General features: G+C 67.4%; 18 protein-coding genes. 14 read left to right on the top strand and 4 right to left on the bottom strand.

Translation table 11 applies throughout. From position 1 onward, the window contains the following. The first annotated feature begins 1 nt into the window (after position 1). Positions 2–1,864 (top strand): succinate dehydrogenase flavoprotein subunit, encoded by a 1,863-nt coding sequence (gene sdhA, locus IEX88_RS26260; RefSeq protein WP_244640508.1) that lies wholly within the window; start codon positions 2–4, stop codon positions 1,862–1,864. Positions 1,865–1,980: 116 nt separating this feature from the next. On the opposite strand, the gene IEX88_RS26255 is transcribed toward sdhA, so the two are convergent. Both IEX88_RS26255 and IEX88_RS26250 read right to left on the bottom strand, forming a co-directional pair. After that, positions 1,981–2,238, bottom strand: a complete 258-nt coding sequence (locus IEX88_RS26255) for a hypothetical protein (RefSeq protein ID WP_188855437.1) — start codon at positions 2,236–2,238, stop codon at positions 1,981–1,983. 193 nt (positions 2,239–2,431) lie between these two features. Then, positions 2,432–2,614, bottom strand: coding sequence for a hypothetical protein (locus IEX88_RS26250; protein WP_188855436.1), 183 nt, complete (start codon positions 2,612–2,614; stop codon positions 2,432–2,434). A gap of 117 nt (positions 2,615–2,731) precedes the next feature. Between IEX88_RS26250 and IEX88_RS26245 the strand changes: the two genes are divergently transcribed. Next, entirely contained in the window at positions 2,732–3,376 is a 645-nt protein-coding gene (locus IEX88_RS26245) for an SOS response-associated peptidase (RefSeq protein WP_188855449.1), read from the top strand. A 3-nt stretch (positions 3,377–3,379) separates the two neighbouring features. On the opposite strand, the gene IEX88_RS26240 is transcribed toward IEX88_RS26245, so the two are convergent. Continuing rightward, positions 3,380–4,837, bottom strand: a complete 1,458-nt coding sequence (locus IEX88_RS26240) for a GGDEF domain-containing protein (protein ID WP_244640511.1) — start codon at positions 4,835–4,837, stop codon at positions 3,380–3,382. A gap of 420 nt (positions 4,838–5,257) precedes the next feature. On the opposite strand from IEX88_RS26240, the gene IEX88_RS26235 reads away from it, so the two are divergent. The 4 genes from IEX88_RS26235 (at position 5,258) to IEX88_RS26220 (ending at position 8,683) form a co-directional block, all read left to right on the top strand. Continuing rightward, positions 5,258–5,764, top strand: coding sequence for a hypothetical protein (locus tag IEX88_RS26235; RefSeq protein ID WP_188855434.1), 507 nt, complete (start codon positions 5,258–5,260; stop codon positions 5,762–5,764). 207 nt (positions 5,765–5,971) lie between these two features. Further along, positions 5,972–6,751 (top strand): succinate dehydrogenase iron-sulfur subunit, encoded by a 780-nt coding sequence (locus tag IEX88_RS26230; protein ID WP_188855433.1) that lies wholly within the window; start codon positions 5,972–5,974, stop codon positions 6,749–6,751. Between the two features lie 142 nt (positions 6,752–6,893). Beyond that, the gene (dps, locus tag IEX88_RS26225; RefSeq protein WP_188855432.1) at positions 6,894–7,415 is read left to right on the top strand and encodes a DNA starvation/stationary phase protection protein Dps; all 522 of its coding nucleotides are present in this window, start codon (positions 6,894–6,896) and stop codon (positions 7,413–7,415) included. Positions 7,416–7,585: 170 nt separating this feature from the next. Continuing rightward, complete coding sequence (locus IEX88_RS26220; protein ID WP_188855431.1) at positions 7,586–8,683, top strand: FAD-dependent oxidoreductase; 1,098 nt, start codon at positions 7,586–7,588, stop codon at positions 8,681–8,683. Between the two features lie 107 nt (positions 8,684–8,790). Here the strand turns inward: IEX88_RS26220 and fsa are convergent, their stop codons facing one another. After that, positions 8,791–9,444 (bottom strand): fructose-6-phosphate aldolase, encoded by a 654-nt coding sequence (gene fsa, locus IEX88_RS26215; protein ID WP_188855430.1) that lies wholly within the window; start codon positions 9,442–9,444, stop codon positions 8,791–8,793. Positions 9,445–9,919: 475 nt separating this feature from the next. On the opposite strand from fsa, the gene IEX88_RS26210 reads away from it, so the two are divergent. From IEX88_RS26210 to IEX88_RS26175, 8 genes are all read left to right on the top strand, one after another. Continuing rightward, entirely contained in the window at positions 9,920–12,118 is a 2,199-nt protein-coding gene (locus IEX88_RS26210; protein WP_188855429.1) for a primosomal protein N', read from the top strand. 121 nt (positions 12,119–12,239) lie between these two features. Then, positions 12,240–12,635, top strand: coding sequence for an AGROH133_08824 family phage infection protein (locus IEX88_RS26205; RefSeq protein ID WP_188855428.1), 396 nt, complete (start codon positions 12,240–12,242; stop codon positions 12,633–12,635). 256 nt (positions 12,636–12,891) lie between these two features. Further along, complete coding sequence (locus tag IEX88_RS26200; RefSeq protein ID WP_244640510.1) at positions 12,892–13,452, top strand: F0F1 ATP synthase subunit delta; 561 nt, start codon at positions 12,892–12,894, stop codon at positions 13,450–13,452. Further along, positions 13,452–14,981, top strand: a complete 1,530-nt coding sequence (gene atpA, locus IEX88_RS26195) for a F0F1 ATP synthase subunit alpha (protein ID WP_188855427.1) — start codon at positions 13,452–13,454, stop codon at positions 14,979–14,981. Before IEX88_RS26200 ends, atpA begins: the two co-directional genes overlap by 1 nt. 35 nt (positions 14,982–15,016) lie before the next feature. After that, the gene (locus IEX88_RS26190) at positions 15,017–15,892 is read left to right on the top strand and encodes a F0F1 ATP synthase subunit gamma (protein ID WP_188855426.1); all 876 of its coding nucleotides are present in this window, start codon (positions 15,017–15,019) and stop codon (positions 15,890–15,892) included. A gap of 29 nt (positions 15,893–15,921) precedes the next feature. Beyond that, positions 15,922–17,370, top strand: a complete 1,449-nt coding sequence (gene atpD, locus IEX88_RS26185; protein WP_188855425.1) for a F0F1 ATP synthase subunit beta — start codon at positions 15,922–15,924, stop codon at positions 17,368–17,370. A gap of 2 nt (positions 17,371–17,372) precedes the next feature. Continuing rightward, positions 17,373–17,570, top strand: coding sequence for an eL24 family ribosomal protein (locus IEX88_RS26180; RefSeq protein WP_188855424.1), 198 nt, complete (start codon positions 17,373–17,375; stop codon positions 17,568–17,570). Further along, a complete protein-coding gene (locus IEX88_RS26175) occupies positions 17,560–17,964 on the top strand; it encodes a F0F1 ATP synthase subunit epsilon (RefSeq protein WP_188855423.1) in 405 nt (134 codons plus the stop codon). Before IEX88_RS26180 ends, IEX88_RS26175 begins: the two co-directional genes overlap by 11 nt. Positions 17,965–18,271 lie beyond the last annotated feature (307 nt).

Here is an 18,271-nt window from a genome sequence, read left to right as displayed (position 1 = left end):
CATGGCCGAGACCCACAAGAACGCGCCCGCGCCCGAGGGCCAGCCGCACCGCGGTAGTGCCGGCATCAACGGCAAGGCCTATGAATTCACCGACCACACTTTCGACGTCGTCGTCGTCGGTGCCGGCGGCGCGGGTCTGCGCGCGACGCTGGGTGCTGCCCAGGCCGGCCTGAAGACCGCCTGCATCACCAAGGTGTTTCCGACCCGCTCGCACACGGTCGCCGCCCAGGGTGGCGTCGCCGCCTCGCTCGGCAACATGGGCAAGGACGACTGGCGCTGGCACATGTACGACACCGTCAAGGGGTCGGACTGGCTGGGCGACCAGGACGCGATCGAATATCTCGTGCGCGAGGCCCCGGCCGCCGTCTACGAGCTCGAGCATTTCGGCGTGCCCTTCTCGCGTACCGAGGACGGCAAGATCTACCAGCGCCCGTTCGGCGGCATGACCACCGATTTCGGCAACGGCCCCGCCGCGCAGCGCACCTGCGCCGCCGCCGACCGCACCGGCCACGCCATCCTGCATACGCTCTACGGCCAGTCGCTGCGCCATTCCTCGGAATTCTTCATCGAGTATTTCGCCATCGACCTGATCATGGACGAGGAAGGCGCCTGCCGCGGCGTCGTGGCGCTCTGCCTCGACGACGGCACGCTGCACCGCTTCCGCGCCAAGAAGACGATCCTGGCCACCGGCGGCTACGGCCGCGCCTATTTCTCGGCGACCTCGGCGCACACCTGCACCGGCGACGGCAACGCCATGGTGCTGCGCGCCGGCCTGCCGCTGCAGGACATGGAGTTCGTGCAGTTCCACCCGACCGGCATCTACGGCGCTGGCTGCCTGATCACCGAGGGCGCGCGCGGCGAGGGCGGCTACCTCACCAATTCCGAGGGCGAGCGCTTCATGGAGCGCTATGCGCCGTCGGCCAAGGACCTGGCGTCCCGCGACGTCGTCTCCCGCGCCATGACGATGGAAATCCGCGACGGTCGCGGCGTCGGCAAGAAGAACGACCATATCTTCCTGCACCTCGACCATCTCGACCCGGCGATCCTGCACGAGCGCCTGCCGGGCATTTCGGAATCGGCGAAGATCTTTGCCGGCGTCGACGTGACCAAGGAGCCGATCCCGGTGCTGCCGACGGTGCACTACAACATGGGCGGCATCCCGACGAACTATCACGGCGAAGTGCTGACCAAGAAGGACGGCAATCCCGACACCGTCGTGCCCGGCCTGATGGCCGTCGGCGAGGCGGCCTGCGTCTCGGTGCACGGCGCCAACCGGCTCGGCTCGAACTCGCTGATCGATCTCGTCGTCTTCGGCCGTGCCGCGGGACTGCGCTGCATCGACACGGTGACCGTCGGCGAGGGCCATGCGCCGCTGCCGGCGGGTGCCGGCGAAAACTCGCTCGCACGCCTCGACCGCTTCCGCTACGCCAAAGGCTCGACCTCGACGGCGGAGCTGCGCGACCGCATGCAGCAGACCATGCAGTCCAACTGCGCCGTGTTCCGCACCGGCGAGGTGCTGGAAGAGGGCCACCAGAAGATCCACCAGGTCTGGCAGGCCTCCGACGACGTGAAGACCACCGATCGCTCGCTGATCTGGAACACCGATCTCGTCGAGACGCTGGAATACGACAACCTGATCGCCCAGGCGGTGGTGACGATGGATTCGGCCCTGGCCCGCCAGGAATCGCGCGGCGCGCATGCCCGCGAGGATTTCCCGGACCGCGACGACGCCAACTGGATGAAGCACACGCTGTCCTTCTGCGACGTGGCGGCGAAGACCGTCACGCTGGAGGACCGGCCGGTGCACACCTACACGCTGTCGAACGAGATCGAATACATCCAGCCGAAGAAGCGGGTGTACTGAACCCCTGCCGGGCGCCTCGGCGCCTGGCTTTGCCGCTGGCCGGTGCCGGGCGAAGTGCGACCGGCAGAAAGGGCTGCCGGCATCAAGACACGCTGCACGATCGCGGCGCGGCGCTCTCAGCCCGCCTGGCGCTCTTTGCCGGGCGGCACGAAACTCACGCGCACCTGCCGGCTGCCGCAGCGCGGACAGCGCATCAGCGTCTCCAGGCGGGCCAGCGGGCAGGCTCGGCCGCGCGTCCACAGCAGCGTCGGCATGTCGATGCGGTAGCGGTGGCGGCATTCGCGGATCGACTTCAGACCTTCACGATTGCCGTGGGCACAGGCGACCCACAGCGTCCATCCGAGATCATGCGCTTCACCCAGAGATTCGACCATGCCCGCTTATGGCGCGAGTCGCGTCGCAAGAACAAGACGTGAACGAACTCGGCTCGCCGGGATGTGAACGCGCCGGCGTTCGCGGGCGGCGCCCTGACGGAAAAGGCCCGAAAACCGGAATCGATTTTCGGGCCTTTGCATGAAGCAGGTGTGGAGAGCGTGGCTGGCCTTGTGCGGCAGCCCGCAAGACGCTTTAGCGCTGTGACTTCAGATAGTCCTTGCCGGCGCGCGTCGGGTGCCAGCGGGTGTCGAGGCGCTCGACGAAGCCGAGCTGGCGCAGGTCCGGGATCAGGCCGGTATCGGGGAGTTCGGCGGGAGCGCGGACGAGCTTCACGAGCAGAGCGCGGCTCTCTGCCGTCATACGGGGCAAAGCCATGGGACAAATCTTTCAAGGAGTTCCTGGGCTTCCTATAGCCCTGTACGGCCCCAAGTGCCAGCCTTGGCAGAACAACTCTTCCGCGGCACGGTGCCGCCGACTGTCGGAGCGGGCGCGATGTGCAATCTCTATTCTCTGACCAAGGGTCAGGCCGCGATCCTCGCCTTCACGCGGGCGATGCGGGATACGACCGGCAACCTCCCGGCGATGCCGGGGATCTTTCCGGACTATCTGGCACCCGTCGTGGCCACGCTCGGCGGCGAGCGGACGCTCGCGCTGATGCGCTGGGGCATGCCGGGGCCGCCGCAGTTCGGCGGCGCGCCGATCACCAATATCCGCAATACCCGCAGCCCTCACTGGCGCCGTTGGCTCGGGCCGCAGAGTCGCTGCCTGGTGCCGTTCACCTCGTTCTGCGAATACGAGGACACCAAGCCGAGGAAGACGCCGACCTGGTTTTCCGGCGATGCCGGGCGGCCGCTGATGGTCTTTGCCGGCCTGTGGACGGTCTGGCACGGCACGCGCGGGCCGAAATCGGCGCCGGTCGAGGGCGAGCACAAGCTGTTCGGCTTTTTGACCTCGGAGCCGAACGCGGTCGTCGGCGCCATCCATCCCAAGGCGATGCCGGTAATCCTGACGACGCCGGAGGAGATGGACGTCTGGCTGCGGGCCGAATGGAGCGAGGCCTCGGCCCTGCAGCGGCCGCTGCCCGATTCCCTGCTGGAGATCGTCGCGCGCGGCGAAAAGCAGGACGGCGAAGGATGAGGATCAGTTTCGGGCGATGACCCGGAGCGAGGGCTGCGGCGGCGGTCCGGTGACGCCGGCATCGGCGACGACCTGATTGCGGCCGCCGATCTTGGCGCGGTACAGCGCCCGGTCGGCATCGTCGAGGAGGTCGCCGGGCGCCTGCCGCGGTTGCTTCCAATCCTCCGTCGCCGCGCCGATGCTCACCGTCACGACGGCGGTCACCGTCGAGGTCGCGTGCTGGATGGCGAGCTCCACCACCGACTGGCGGATGGTTTCGGCGATCTCTGCGGCGCGGACCTTCGAGGTGTCGGGAAGGACCACCGCAATCTCCTCGCCGCCATAGCGGATCACGCGATGGCTCTCGCCGCTGACGCAGTCCTGCACGGCCAGCGAGACGAGTTGCAGGCAGGTGTCGCCGGTCTGGTGGCCGTAGGTGTCGTTGAACAGCTTGAAACAGTCGACATCGATCATCAGCAGCGACAGCGGAAGCCGCGCCTCGCGGCATCGCGACCAGGCGTGCGGCAAGGTCTCGTTGAAATCGCGTCGGTTGAGCAGGCCGGTCAGGGCGTCGGTCCGCGACAACTCGACCAGTCCCGCCTCGATCACCTGCCGACGTTCGGCCTGCTTGGCCAGGCGCAGTCCGACCCCGACGACGACGGCCAGGAGGAGCAGCACGATCGGCAGGCGCGTCACCAATTCCGTATGCCAGGGCGCCAGCACCGCCTTCGTCGGCAGGGTGAAAACCACGACCATCGGCTGGCCGGCGACCGCGGCGAAGGCCTGTAGTCGATCGGCGCCGGTGATCGGCGACGGCTGCTGCAGGCTGCCGGAGGTCTCGCCGCGCCACAGGGCCCGCAGGATCGGCGATTCCGGCACCTTCGCGCCGATGATGTCCTCGACATAGGGGTAGCGCGACAAGGTGATGCCGTCGCTGGTGAGGAGGGCGGCATGCCCGTCCATGCTGCCGGAGAAGGTCGCGTAGAAGTCGGAAAAGTAGGACGAGTCGATCGTCGCGGTGAGCATGCCGCCGAACTCGCCGTCTGGCTTGGTGACCCGGTGTCCCGCGACGATCTGCCAACGTCCGGCAGCCTCGTCGTGGACCGGGGCGCCGACGACCAGCCGCGATCCGGTGCCCTCGCGGAGCGTCCGGAAGAGGTCGGTGCGCGAGGCGTTGGTGACGGCCGCCGATCGGGAAGAGGTCGCCAGCAGCCAGCCGGACTCCTCGAAATAGGCCAGCGAGCGGATGCGCGGCACGCGCAACAGGAGCTCGGCCATGTCCTTCTCGATGGCGAGCCGCTCGGAGCGGGTGGGGGTCTCGTCGCCGAGCAGGCGGGACAGCGAGATCAGAGCGAGATCGGCCATCTGGAACGTGTCGCTGGCCTGCTGCGCCAGCGACTTGGCCTGGGTCCGCGCCTGGCTGCCGGCGCTCTGCAACACCTGGAACCGGGAGTTCCGTTCCACCCAGATCGCGCTGGCCACGATCAACAGGACCCCGAGGGCCGTGCAGACGCGCAACCAGAAAGACAGCTGCCGAGGTCCTGTGCTCCGGGGTGGCCGCGTCACCGAAATTTCCTGTCTGGCTGATCGTTGATGCACCTTAAGGGATGGGTGTTACCAATTGGTTCGCCCGGAACGGCCGGCCCGCCTGCAAACCCTTTGCCACAGGCGGTTGAGACGGGACTCGGCCAGACGCGTCGCCCGGAAGTGGTATGGTGAGCGAACCAGGAAAACCACGCGCAGAAGGTATAATATCCAGTGAACAATTAAGGCTGCGGCCCACCTGCGCCGTCCGGGGTGAGAGGCGCATCTCGCCTTGGCGGCTCGCGGACGCTAGGTTGCCGCCGGGACACCGACAAACGGCCCTGCAAAAGGGCAGGATTCCTTGGGAGAATGAATTTCATGCAGAGCATCATCCGTACGAGCCTTTCGGCGCTCGTCGTCGCCGGGCTCATGACCGCCTCGGCCCTGGCGCAATCCGGCGGCACGGGAACGGCGCCGGCGGCGCCGGCAACGACCGAAAAACAGTTCCCGCTGCCGCGGGCCGGCGACAAGGCGACGCAGATCGAGCTCATTACCGGCCTGTGCGGCATCCAGATGAAGCAGATGTCGGAGCCCGCCTGCCATTGCCTGGCGGAGCAGACGCTCACCGGCCTTTCCGATCCGCAGCGCGATTACCTCATCGCCACCGTCGTCTCGCCGCCGGTCGCCGACCGCATGCTGGCCGACAACCGCGTCGGCAAGGTCGACCAGGAAGCCATCTTCGCCTTCCTCACCGTGACGTCGGATGCCTGCGCCACCGGCACGTTCGTCGCCGGCAAGGCCGCGCCGACTGCACCTGGAATGCCGGCGCCCACGGCGCCCGCGCCCGCGACTGCGCCGGCCACGCCCGTCAAGCCGGCCCCGTAGGCCGGTCGACGCCGCGGCCCCTGGCCGCGGCTCACTTTCCGGGCGGGCCGGCACTGTGCGTCGGCCCGCCCGGGCGTTTCAATCGTTTCGCAACTGCGTTTTGGCAAAGCCCCTTTGCGGCAAGGGGTGCGGCGGATTCGTCGCTGGCCTTTTGCGGCGCACGCTTCTATGTTTCGACCGATTCCAAACAGGCACCGGATAATTTCCATGGTCGAGCTGACGCTTCCGAAGAATTCGCGGATCTCCAAGGGCAAGGTCTGGCCGAAGCCCGCGAACTCCAAAAACGTCCGCGAATTCGGCATCTACCGCTGGTCGCCCGACGATGGCGAGAACCCGCGGCTCGACACTTTCTATGTCGACATGGACGATTGCGGGCCGATGGTCCTCGACGCGCTGCTCTGGATCAAGAACAAGGTCGACGCCACGCTGACGCTGCGCCGCTCGTGCCGCGAGGGCATCTGCGGCTCCTGCGCGATGAACATCGACGGCTCGAACACGCTGGCCTGCACCAAGGGCATGGACGAGGTGCAGGGGGCGATCAAGGTCTACCCGCTGCCGCACATGCCGGTGATCAAGGATCTCGTGCCGGATCTCTCCGTGCCCTACGCCCAGCTGCGCTCGATCGAGCCCTGGCTGCAGACCGAGACGCCCGAGCCGCAGACGGAGTGGAAGCAGAGCCACGAGGACCGTGCCAAGCTCGACGGCCTCTACGAATGCATCCTGTGCTTCTGCTGCCAGACCTCGTGCCCGTCCTACTGGTGGAACGGCGAGCGCTATCTCGGCCCGGCCGTACTGCTGCAGGCCTATCGCTGGCTGATCGATTCGCGCGACGAGGCGACCGGCGCGAGGCTCGACGAGCTGGAAGATCCGTTCCGCCTCTACCGCTGCCACACCATCATGAACTGCACGCAGTCCTGCCCGAAGGGGCTGAACCCGGCCAAGGCGATCGCCGAGATCAAGAAGATGATGGTCGAGCGCCGCGTCTGACGGGCGGTCGGCGTTTCCGGACGGGACGGGGGGCGTCATCACGCCGCGTTCACGGAACCGCATACGGTGTTCGCGGTTCTAGCTCACGAGAATAGCGGCGCGGCGACGCTGCGCCTCTTCCCGTCAGCGAAAGGACGCCCCCATGGCAAAGCCTGCCACCGTGAAGCTTCATCCGAGCAAGAATCCCCAGAAGGAAAATGTCCGCGGCGCCATGGTGGCCCTGCTGCAGAAGCATCTGGGGACGGCGATCGACCTGTCCTATCAGTGCAAACAGGCGCACTGGAACGTCAAGGGCATGAACTTCATCGCCGTGCACAAGCTCTTCGACGAGCTGCACGAGGCGACCGAGGCCTTTGTAGACCTGATCGCCGAGCGGCTGACGGGCATGGGCGGCCAGGCGCAGGGAACGGTCCAGGCAGCCGCCGCCAACACCGTGCTCGAGGCCTATCCGCTCGACATCGTGAAGTCTGAGGATCACCTGCGCCGCCTCTCCGACTCCTATTCCGCCTGGGGCAAGGCGCTGATCGAGGGCATCGAGGAAGCCGACGAGGCCGGCGACGATCTGACCGCCGATCTCCTCACCGAGGTCGGTCGCGGCATCAGCACCGGCTTGTATTTCCTGGAAAGCCATTTCCAGGTCGAGGATGCCGGTCATTCGACCTGAGCCGTAGGGCCGTTTAGTGTGGATGGGGCGGCGCGAAAGCGCCGCCTTTTTCATGTCGGGGACGGAGTGACGGACATGGGGGAGCTTTTGGCGATACCCCGCACGTACACAGGCACGTCGGCTGCGACTGGAATGGTCGCCTCGTCGCGCGTGCGTCCTGGTGCCGGCCGATGACCCGCGTCGTTCTCGCCGGTTGCGGTCACGCCCATCTCGAGGTCTTGCGCTCCGCGCACGCCTTTGCGGCGGCCGGCGCGGAACTGGTGCTGATCGATCCCGGGCGCTTCTGGTATTCGGGCCGCGGCAGCGGCGTGCTCGGCGGGCGCTTTGCGGAAGAGGATGCAGTGATCGATCCGGACCGCCTGGCTGCGGCCTGCGGCGTCCGGTTGCTGGCCGACCGGGTGGTGGGGCTCGACCGGGCGGCCTCGCGGGTCCTCTTGGCCTCCGGCGAAACCCTCGGCTTCGATCTCCTGTCCCTCAACATCGGCAGCACGGTGCATGCGCCCGCGGGCCTCGAGGCGGGGCAAGGCGCCAAGCCGATCGCCCAACTGGCGGATCTGCGCCGGACGCTCCTGGCCGCTGGCGCGCCGATCCGCGTCGCCGTGCTCGGCGGCGGCGCGACGGGCTGCGAGCTGGCCGGTAACCTCCTGCATCTCGGCCGCGCGGCCCGCCATCCGATCGCGGTGACGCTGGTCGGCCAGTCGCCGACCCTCGTGCCGACTGCCCCGGCGGGCCTGCAGGCCGCCGCACTGGACAGCCTGACGCGGCGCGGCGCAGTCGTGCATCTCGGCCAGTCCGTCGCCTCGGCGGGGCAGGGCGTGCTGCGCCTCACGTCCGGGGCTGCCGTGCCCTACGACCATCTCGTCCTGGCGACAGGCCTCGTGGCCCAGCCGGCGATCCAACGCCTCGGCCTCTCGGCCCGCGAAGCCGGCCTCCGCGTCCAGGCGACGCTGCAATCGGTAGATGATGTCAGGATTTTTGCGGCCGGCGACTGCGCCGCGATCGAGGGCCACAACCTGGCGAAACTCGGCGTCTACGGCGTGCGCGCCGCGCCCGTGCTCGCGCGCAATATCCTCGCCATGCTGGCCGGAACGCCGCTCGAGGCCTACCGGCCGCAGAAACACGCGCTGTCGATCCTCGACCTCGCCGACGGACGCGGTCTGGCCATGCGCGCCGGCTTTTGGCACGGCGGCCGGGCGGCGCTGGGGCTGAAGCACTTTCTCGACCAGCGCTTTCTCGATCGGTACCAGAGGCTCTACGCCGGCCGCTGAGCGGTGGTTGGGCTGTCGGAGAAGCAACAAAAAAGGCGACCGTCGCCGGCCGCCTCCCTGTTTTCGGTCTGTGCCGGCCGGCCCCATGCGGGGCCGACGAGGCCGGCTCAGGCGATGGTCTGGCCGGACTTCTTCCAGTCGGACATGAAGTTTTCCAGGCCCTTGTCGGTCAGCGGGTGCTTGACCAGGGCGCGGAGCGTCGAGGTCGGCACGGTGGCGACGTCGGCGCCGATCAGCGCGGCTTCGCGGACATGGTTGAGGGTGCGGATCGAGGCGGCGAGGATCTGCGTCTCGAAATCATAGTTGTCGAAGATGCGCCGGATGTCGGCGATCAGCTCCATGCCGTTGATGTTGATGTCGTCGAGCCGGCCGATGAACGGCGAGACGTAGGTCGCGCCGGCCTTGGCGGCCAAGAGCGCCTGCGTCGCCGAGAAGCAGAGCGTGACGTTGGTCTCAAAACCTTCGTCGGTCAGGTGCTTGCAGGCCTTCAGGCCGTCGAGCGTCAGCGGCAGCTTGATGCAGACATTGCTGGCGATGCCGGCAAGCAGCTTGCCCTCGCGGATCATCTCCTCGGCGGTGAGCGCCGTCACCTCGGCCGAGACGGGGCCGTCGACGGATTCGCAGATCTCGGCGATGACGTCCCGCATGGGACGGTTGGCCTTCAGGATCAGCGAGGGATTGGTGGTCACCCCGTCGATCAGGCCGGCCTCGTTCATTTCCCGGATTTCGCCGATATCGGCCGTGTCCACGAAGAATTTCATTGTTCAGCTCCCTTCGAGCAGCGCGGAACTCTCATCCGCCGCGTCGGCGTTCCCTTAGCAATCTTCAGGCGCGGGCGCTACACGGAGCGGGTGATGCCGCGGTCGATGCGGACGTCCCGTCCGTGATGGTGGTGAAACGCCCGGAGACCGGAAAGGTGACGAAGTCGCCGACTTCCCCGACACATTCGGGGCGTTTACGGGGATGCGGAGGGTCAAAGACGCCAAGGTTCGCCGCTGAGCCTGGCCGCTCGGCCGCGCCCTTGCCGGAGGATGAGAGGATCGCCACCTCGGAACCGTCGGCGGCCAGTCCGCGGGTGGCGCCCGCAGCGAATGCCGCCGATGATCGCCCTGTTCGGCGGGCCCATCCGTCCTTTGCCTCTGTTCCCCGATGGCCTCGGGTCGTAAGACCGGGGCTCGCCCAGAGTCTTCTCCCGCCGTCCACTTGCGGCAAGCCAGGTCCGACGTCATCCCGCTCATGCCCTCCGCCATCGGCCAACTCTTCGCTGTCCGGACCGTGCCCGTGCTGGTGCCGCTGCCGACGGAGCAGCCCTATTCCTATCTGGTGCCGGACGGCATGGAGGTGGTGCCGGGCTCGATCGTGCAGGTGCCGCTCGGGCCGCGGCAGGTCGCCGGCATCGTCTGGGACGCGGCAGAGGGCGGCGATTCGGTCGATCCGAAGAAGCTGCGCGCCATCACCCATGTCTTCGACTGCCCGCCGATCGATGCCGCCATGCGCCGCTTCATCGACTGGGTCGCCGACTACACGCTGTCGCCGCCCGGCCTCGTGGCGCGGATGGCGTTGCGCGCCCCCGTCGCCTTCGATCCCGAGCCCTGGATCGAGGGATTTGCGTCGACAGGCAGCCTGCCCGAGCGCATGACCGGCGCGCGCGAGCGCGTCATGGCGGTCGCGGCCGAGGCGCCCGCCTGGTCGCGCTCGGGCCTGGCGCATGCCGCAGGCGTCTCCGTCTCCGTGGTGGAAGGGCTGGTGAAGCTCGGCGCCTTCGCGCCGGTGCGCCTGCCGCCGCCGCCCGCCGTCGCCGAGCCGGACCTCCATTTCGGCCGCGCCGATCTCAACGAGGAGCAGGCCGAAGCGGCGCAGACGCTGGTCCAGGCTGTGGCGGCGGAGAGTTTCGCCGTCACGCTTCTCGAGGGCGTCACCGGCTCCGGCAAGACGGAGGTCTATTTCGAGGCCGTCGCCAAGGCGCTGGAGATGGGCAAGCAGGTGCTGATCCTCCTGCCAGAGATCGCCCTGACGCAGAGTTTTATCGACCGCTTCCACCAGCGCTTTGGCGCGCCGCCGGCGGAATGGCATTCCGACGTTTCGCCGCGCATGCGTGAAAAGGTCTGGCGGCAGGTGGCCGAGGGGCGGGTGAAGGTGGTGGCCGGGGCACGGTCCTCGCTGTTCCTGCCGTTCCAGAACCTCGGCCTCGTCGTCGTCGACGAGGAGCACGACCCCGCCTACAAGCAGGAGGAGCGGACCTTCTACCACGCCCGCGACATGGCCGTGGTGCGCGCCTCGATCGGCGGCTTTCCGGCGATCCTCGCCTCGGCCACGCCCTCGATCGAGAGCCGCGTCAACGCCTCGAGCCAGCGCTACGGCCATGTCCAGCTGGCCGCGCGCTTTCGCGACGCGGCGCTGCCGACGCTGACGCTGGTCGACATGCGGCGCCACCCGCCGGCGCGGGGCAAGTTCATCTCGCCGGTGCTGCTGACGGCGATCAACGAGACGGTCCAGCGCGGCGAACAGGCGCTGCTCTTTCTCAACCGGCGGGGCTATGCGCCGCTGACGCTCTGCCGCTCCTGCGGCCACCGCTTCCAGTGCCCGGACTGTTCCGCCTGGCTCGTCGACCATCGGTTGCGCGGCCAGTTGCAGTGCCACCACTGCGGCTTCAACCGGCCGAGGCCCGATTCCTGCCCGGAATGCGGCACGCTCGACCATCTCGTCGCCTGCGGCCCGGGGGTGGAGCGAATCGCCGAGGAAATGCTCGCCGCCTTCCCGGACGCCCGCACGATCCTCCTTTCCTCCGATCTCGCGGGGGGGCCGCGGCGGTTGCGACGCGAGCTCGACGCCATCGCGGGCGGAGAGGCGGACATCATCATCGGCACGCAGCTGGTGGCCAAGGGCCATCATTTCCCGCTGATGACGCTGGTCGGCGCGGTCGACGCCGATCTCGGCCTGTCGAACGGCGATCCGCGTGCCGCCGAGCGGACGTTCCAGCTGCTGCACCAGGTCACCGGCCGCGCCGGGCGCAGCGGCCGGGCGAGCCGCGGCCTGATCCAGACTTATCAGCCGGAGCATCCGGTCATGCAGGCGATCGCCTCGGGCGCCTCTGAACGCTTCTACGACCGCGAGATCGGCGAGCGCGAGCGCGCCGGTCTGCCGCCTTTCGGCCGGCTGGCCAGCATCATCATCTCGGCGGCGACGCGAAAGGAGGCGGAGGATCACGGCCGTGCCCTGCGCCGCGCCGCCGGGGAGGACGGCGAGATCGAGGTGCTGGGGCCGGCCGAGGCGCCGCTCGCCGTGCTGCGCGGCCGCTACCGCTTTCGCCTGCTCTGCCAGGGCGGACGGCGGGCGCCGCTGCAGGCCTTTCTGCGCGCCATGATCGCCGCCGCACCGCCGCCGCGCGGCTCGGTCCAGGTCCAGGTCGACATCGATCCGCAGAGTTTTCTCTAGCCGCGACAATTTGCGGCAAGCGCGTCCGCTCGACGAGGACGCGGACAGCCCGGGGCTTTACCGGGCTCCGCACGGGGTCTAGTCAGCGCCCCTACAGCGCTCGCCGACGAGGAACATGCCGATGGAATTCTCCCTGCCGCAGACCAATGCCGATACGCTGGCCTTCGCCGCGGCGGCAGTGACGGCGCTGATCGGCCTGTTCGCGCTGTTCATGCCGCGCCTCGCCCTCCGGGCCTTGCGGCTCACCGTGCAGCCGGACCGGCCGGACGCCGTGGCCGAGGCGCGCGCGACCATCGGCGGCTTCATGCTGGGCACGGCGGTGATGTCCCTGCTCCTGTTCGACCAGCCAATGGTCCAGATGGTGCTGGGCGCCGCCTGGCTGTTTTCCGCTTTCGGCCGCTTCGTCGCCATCCTCTCCGACCACGCCTCGACGGCCTATCACTGGCTGTTCCTGCTGCTTTCGCTGGTTCTCGCCGCCATGCCGCTGGCCGCCGCTTTCGGCCTGATCGCGGGCTGACGGGCCGGTCTTTGTGCAGCCGGTGCCGCCAACCGCTTGCCGGCTGCCGCAAAAACCGGCGAAACTCGCGCCAGCAAAGCCGTTCCGGCGTTGTCGATGGCAAACCGCTATGCTAGACGGTCCTTGCCTCCCGCATGTGATCGGCCTCAACTGAGATGGTCTGGCGGAAATAATCTAACGGTTTCAGATCTCTAAGGCGCTTTCGCTGCCGCGAATGGCCAACGGGCTGAACAATATGGAAGAGAAGCGGTCGTCCGTGGCAACATCATCCTCTCCCGTCTCGGGAGTCGCAGAACGCTACGCTCTGTCCCTCTTCGAGCTTGCTCGCGAGGAAGGCTCGATCGACACTGTCGAGTCCGAGCTGAACCAGTTCCAAGCTCTCATCGACGAGAATGCGGATTTCCGCCGTCTGGTCGAGAGCCCGGCTTTTACCTCGGCTGAGCAGCTGTCGGCCATGGCCGCCATCGTCTCGGCGGTCGGCGCCAGTGCGCTCACCGCCAATTTCCTGAAGGTCATTGCCACCAATCGCCGTCTGTTCGTGCTTCCCGGCATCGTCCGTAGCTTCCGCGCCAAGGCCGCGGAGCATCGCGGCGAGGTCGATGCCTCGGTGATCAGCGCCCATGCGCTCAGCGACACGCAGCGGCGTGAGCTGGCCGAGGCGCTGGGCCAGTTCGCCGGCAAGACAGTCACCATGCATGAGAGCGTCGATCCGTCCATTCTCGGAGGGCTGATCGTCAAGATCGGTTCGCGGCAGATCGATACCTCGCTTCGCACCAAACTCAATTCGCTTAAGCTTGCGCTGAAAGAGGTCGGCTGATGGACATCCGCGCCGCGGAAATTTCCGCAATCCTGAAAAACCAGATCAAGAACTTTGGCAACGAGGCGGAAGTCTCGGAAGTCGGCCAGGTTCTGTCGGTCGGCGACGGTATCGCCCGCGTCTACGGTCTCGACAATTGCCAGGCTGGCGAAATGGTCGAATTCCCCGGCGGCGTGCGCGGCATGGCCCTGAACCTCGAATCCGACAATGTCGGCGTCGTTCTGTTCGGCTCCGACCGTGACATCAAGGAAGGCGACATCGTCAAGCGCACCGGCGCGATCGTCGATGTGCCGGTCGGAATGGGCCTTCTCGGCCGCGTCGTCGACGGTCTCGGCAATCCGATCGACGGCAAAGGTCCGATCGAGCACACCGAGCGTCGCCGCGTCGACGTCAAAGCGCCCGGCATCATGCCGCGCAAGTCGGTGCATGAGCCGATGTCGACCGGCCTCAAGGCCATCGACGCGCTCATCCCGGTCGGCCGCGGCCAGCGCGAGCTGGTCATCGGCGATCGCCAGACCGGCAAGACCGCCATTCTCCTCGACACCTTCCTGAACCAGAAGTCGGGTCACGACACTGGTCCGGAGAAGGATCGCCTCTACTGCGTCTACGTCGCCATCGGCCAGAAGCGCTCGACGGTCGCGCAGTTCGTGCGCGTGCTCGAAGAGCGCGGCGCCATGCAGTACTCGATCGTCATCGCGGCGACCGCCTCCGATCCGGCCCCGATGCAGTACATCGCGCCCTTCGCCGGCTGCGCCATGGGCGAGTATTTCCGCGACAACGGCATGCATGCCGTGATCGGCTATGACGATCTGTCCAAGCAGGCCGTTGCCTACCGCCAGATGTCGCTGCTGCTGCGCCGTCCGCCGGGCCGCGAAGCCTATCCGGGCGACGTGTTCTACCTGCACTCGCGTCTTCTCGAGCGCGCCGCCAAGCTGAACGAGGCCAATGGAGCGGGCTCGCTGACGGCCCTGCCGGTCATCGAGACGCAGGCGAACGACGTGTCCGCCTACATCCCGACCAACGTGATCTCGATCACCGACGGCCAGATCTTCCTCGAGACCAACCTGTTCTACCAGGGCATCCGCCCGGCGGTGAACGTCGGCCTCTCCGTCTCCCGCGTCGGTTCCTCCGCGCAGATTAAGGCGATGAAGCAGGTTGCCGGCTCGATCAAGGGCGAGCTCGCGCAGTACCGCGAAATGGCGGCCTTCGCGCAGTTCGGTTCCGACCTCGACGCCTCGACCCAGCGCCTCCTCAACCGCGGCGCACGCCTGACCGAACTCCTGAAGCAGCCGCAGTTCGCGCCGCTGAAGACGGAAGAGCAGGTCGTCGTGATCTTCGCGGGCACGCAGGGCTATCTCGACAAGCTGAAGGTCTCCGACGTCGGCCCGTTCGAACAGGGTCTGCTGGCTTCCATGCGCGGCGAGAACAAGGCGATCCTCGACGCCATCCGCGACGACAAGCAGATCACCGACGACACCCGCACCAAGCTGAAGTCGGCGCTCGACCAGTTCGCCAAAAGCTTCGCCTGAGGCGATAAAGAAAAAGCGGGAGACAGTTCCGGACCATGGCTTCGCTCAAGGATCTGCGAAATCGCATCGCCTCCGTCAAGGCAACGCAGAAGATCACCAAGGCCATGCAGATGGTCGCGGCGGCGAAGCTTCGTCGCGCCCAGGAGGCCGCCGAGGCTGCCCGCCCCTATTCGGAGCGGATGACCGCGGTGCTCGCCAACATCGCCAGTGCGATGGAAGGTGACGCGCCGCTGCTGATGACCGGGACCGGCAAGGAGGACACGCACCTCCTCGTCGTCTTCGCGTCGGACCGGGGCCTGGCCGGCGGCTTCAATGCCCAGATCGTCCGGCTCGTGCGCCAGCACGCTCGCGAGCTGGAGAGCCAGGGCAAGACGGTGAAGATCCTGTCGGTCGGCAAGAAGGGTTTTGACGCGATGCGTCGCGACCTCGGCAGCCGCATCATCGACCGGATCGAACTGCGCGACGTGAAGCAGATTGGCTTCGCGAACGCGGACGCCATCGGCGAAAAGGTCATGGGCCTGTTCGAGGCCGGCGAGTTCGACGTCTGCACGATCTTCTTCTCGGAGTTCCAGAACGTCATCAGCCAGGTGCCGACCGCCAAGCGCATCATCCCGGCGGCCGTCGAGGCCGAGGCCGAGGCGACCACTGTCAGCGGCGGTGTCTACGAGTACGAGCCGGATCCGGCCGCCATTCTCGCCGACCTCATGCCGCGCAACATCAAGGTCCAGATTTTCCGGGCTCTCCTGGAAAATGCCGCCTCCGAGCAGGGCGCGCGGATGACCGCCATGGACAACGCCACGCGCAATGCCGGCGACATGATCAAGGCCCTGACCCTCGTCTACAACCGTCAGCGGCAGGCCAAGATCACGACCGAACTGATCGAAATCATCGCGGGCGCCGAAGCGCTCTGACGACCCTTTATTGAAGAAGGAGGCCGGATATGGCTGACATCAATGGACAGGCGACCGGCCGCGTCGCACAGGTCATCGGCGCCGTCGTCGACGTCTCGTTCGACGGACCGCTCCCGGCGATCCTGAACGCGCTGGAGACCACCAACAACGGCAACCGGCTCGTGCTCGAGGTCGCGCAGCACCTCGGCGAGAACACCGTGCGCACCATCGCCATGGATCTGACCGAAGGCCTCGTGCGCGGTCAGCCCGTGATCGACACCGGCGAGCCGATCCAGGTTCCCGTCGGCGACGGCACGCTCGGCCGCATCATGAACGTCATCGGCGAGCCGATCGACGACGTCGGCCCGATCGCCTTCTCGCAGAAGCGCGGCATCCACCAGCCGGCGCCTCCCTATATCGACCAGTCCCCGGAGAGCCAGATCCTGGTCACCGGCATCAAGGTCATCGACCTGCTCGCGCCCTACGCGCGCGGCGGCAAGATCGGCCTGTTCGGCGGCGCCGGCGTCGGCAAGACCGTTCTGATCCAGGAACTGATCAACAACATCGCCCGCGCCCACGGCGGCTACTCGGTGTTCGCCGGCGTCGGCGAGCGCACCCGCGAGGGCAACGATCTCTACTACGAGATGATCGAGTCCGGCGTGAACAAGGACCCGCACGAGAACGGCGGCTCCACCGAGGGCTCCAAGGCCGCGCTGGTCTACGGCCAGATGAACGAGCCGCCAGGCGCCCGCGCCCGCGTCGCGCTGACCGGCCTCACCATCGCCGAGCATTTCCGCGACCAGGGCCAGGACGTTCTGTTCTTCGTCGACAACATCTTCCGCTTCACGCAGGCGGGCTCAGAAGTGTCCGCGCTGCTCGGCCGCATCCCGTCCGCGGTGGGCTACCAGCCGACGCTGGCCACCGACATGGGCCAGATGCAGGAGCGCATCACCACGACCACCAAGGGCTCGATCACCTCGGTGCAGGCGATTTACGTGCCCGCCGACGATCTGACCGATCCGGCGCCGGCGACCTCGTTCGCGCATCTCGATGCGACGACCGTTCTGTCGCGCGCGATCTCGGAGAAGGGCATCTACCCGGCCGTGGATCCGCTCGACTCGACCTCGCGCATGCTGTCGCCGATGATTCTCGGCGAAGAGCACTACAGCGTTGCCCGTCAGGTGCAGGAGACGCTGCAGCGCTACAAGTCGCTGCAGGACATCATCGCCATTCTCGGCATGGACGAGCTGTCGGAAGAGGACAAGCTGACGGTGGCGCGTGCCCGCAAGGTCGAGCGCTTCCTCTCGCAGCCCTTCTTCGTCGCGCAGATCTTCACCGGCGCGCCGGGCCAGCTGGTGCCGCTGGAAGACACGATCAAGAGCTTCAAGGGCCTGGTCAACGGCGAGTACGATCACCTGCCGGAAGCCGCGTTCTACATGGTCGGCTCGATCGAGATGGCCGTCGAGAAGGCGAAGAAGCTCGCCGCCGACGCCGCCTGACGATGACGGCGGGGCTCAGCATCGAAGACTGCGTCAACGATGTGTGCCCCTGGTCGGGGAAGCCGGTCTCGCCGGACTCCCTGACGCTCTACAAGGGCGCGGTGGTCGGTTTCTGCAATCCCGGCTGCCGCGACAAGTTCGACACGGCGCTCACCCTGTTCGAGGGCGCGCTCAACCAGCAGGCTGACCATGGCGGATAGTTTTCAGTTCGAGCTCGTGTCCCCCGAGCGCCTGCTGGTGTCGGAGGCGGCGACCGCCATCCTGGCGCCCGGCAGCGACGGCTACATGACCATCATGGCCGGCCATTCGCCTCTCATGACAACGCTGAAGCCCGGCGTCGTCGTCGTGACGACCGCCGGCGGCGCCGACCGGCGCTTCTACGTCCGCGGCGGCTTTGCCGACATCACCAATGCCTCGATGATCGTTCTGGCCGAACACGCTATGCCGGTCGAGGAAATGGATCCGGCGCAGCTCGACCGTCAGATCAAGGACGCCGAGGAAGACGTCACCGACGCCAAGACGCCCGAAGCCCGCTCCAAGGCCGAGCAGCAGCTCTCCGCGTTGCGGGACGCTCGCTCCGCGCTGGGCATGTAGGCTTCGGCCAGCGCGACGGCAGGAACGACGGAAGCCGGCGCGAGCCGGCTTTTTTGTGCGCGGACGTCGCCGCTGCTTCTTCTCCCCACCGGGGAGAAGTGCCCGGCAGGGCGATGAGGGGGCACACGTTTCCGGACTGGTCGCACCCCCTCTTCCGGCCGCTGCGCGGCCACCTTCTCCCCGGAGGGGAGAAGAATGGCGCGTGTCCTGCCCTGATAGAGTGGTGACATTTCAGCCCGGATGGATGGGTGACACTTTGTTGGCTGGGAGGACCGGTCGATGGGGTGGCGCGAGAGCAATGCGATGG

It is taken from the genome of Aureimonas glaciei (assembly GCF_014643375.1).
In the GTDB taxonomy this organism is placed as follows: Bacteria; Pseudomonadota; Alphaproteobacteria; order Rhizobiales; family Rhizobiaceae; genus Plantimonas; species Plantimonas glaciei.
Note: the sequence above shows the minus strand (reverse complement) of the source record. Positions and strands in the feature narration are given on the sequence as shown.

Coding starts and splice junctions, on each gene's coding strand:
- IEX88_RS26190 (WP_188855426.1), top strand. CDS start 15,017: ATGGCTTCGCTCAAGGATCTGCGAAATCGCATCGCCTCCGTCAAGGCA.
- fsa (WP_188855430.1), bottom strand. CDS start 9,444: ATGAAATTCTTCGTGGACACGGCCGATATCGGCGAAATCCGGGAAATG.
- IEX88_RS26230 (WP_188855433.1), top strand. CDS start 5,972: ATGGTCGAGCTGACGCTTCCGAAGAATTCGCGGATCTCCAAGGGCAAG.
- sdhA (WP_244640508.1), top strand. CDS start 2: ATGGCCGAGACCCACAAGAACGCGCCCGCGCCCGAGGGCCAGCCGCAC.
- IEX88_RS26250 (WP_188855436.1), bottom strand. CDS start 2,614: ATGGCTTTGCCCCGTATGACGGCAGAGAGCCGCGCTCTGCTCGTGAAG.
- IEX88_RS26210 (WP_188855429.1), top strand. CDS start 9,920: ATGCCCTCCGCCATCGGCCAACTCTTCGCTGTCCGGACCGTGCCCGTG.
- IEX88_RS26255 (WP_188855437.1), bottom strand. CDS start 2,238: ATGGTCGAATCTCTGGGTGAAGCGCATGATCTCGGATGGACGCTGTGG.
- IEX88_RS26220 (WP_188855431.1), top strand. CDS start 7,586: ATGACCCGCGTCGTTCTCGCCGGTTGCGGTCACGCCCATCTCGAGGTC.
- atpA (WP_188855427.1), top strand. CDS start 13,452: ATGGACATCCGCGCCGCGGAAATTTCCGCAATCCTGAAAAACCAGATC.
- dps (WP_188855432.1), top strand. CDS start 6,894: ATGGCAAAGCCTGCCACCGTGAAGCTTCATCCGAGCAAGAATCCCCAG.
- IEX88_RS26180 (WP_188855424.1), top strand. CDS start 17,373: ATGACGGCGGGGCTCAGCATCGAAGACTGCGTCAACGATGTGTGCCCC.
- IEX88_RS26175 (WP_188855423.1), top strand. CDS start 17,560: ATGGCGGATAGTTTTCAGTTCGAGCTCGTGTCCCCCGAGCGCCTGCTG.
- atpD (WP_188855425.1), top strand. CDS start 15,922: ATGGCTGACATCAATGGACAGGCGACCGGCCGCGTCGCACAGGTCATC.
- IEX88_RS26245 (WP_188855449.1), top strand. CDS start 2,732: ATGTGCAATCTCTATTCTCTGACCAAGGGTCAGGCCGCGATCCTCGCC.
- IEX88_RS26235 (WP_188855434.1), top strand. CDS start 5,258: ATGCAGAGCATCATCCGTACGAGCCTTTCGGCGCTCGTCGTCGCCGGG.
- IEX88_RS26205 (WP_188855428.1), top strand. CDS start 12,240: ATGGAATTCTCCCTGCCGCAGACCAATGCCGATACGCTGGCCTTCGCC.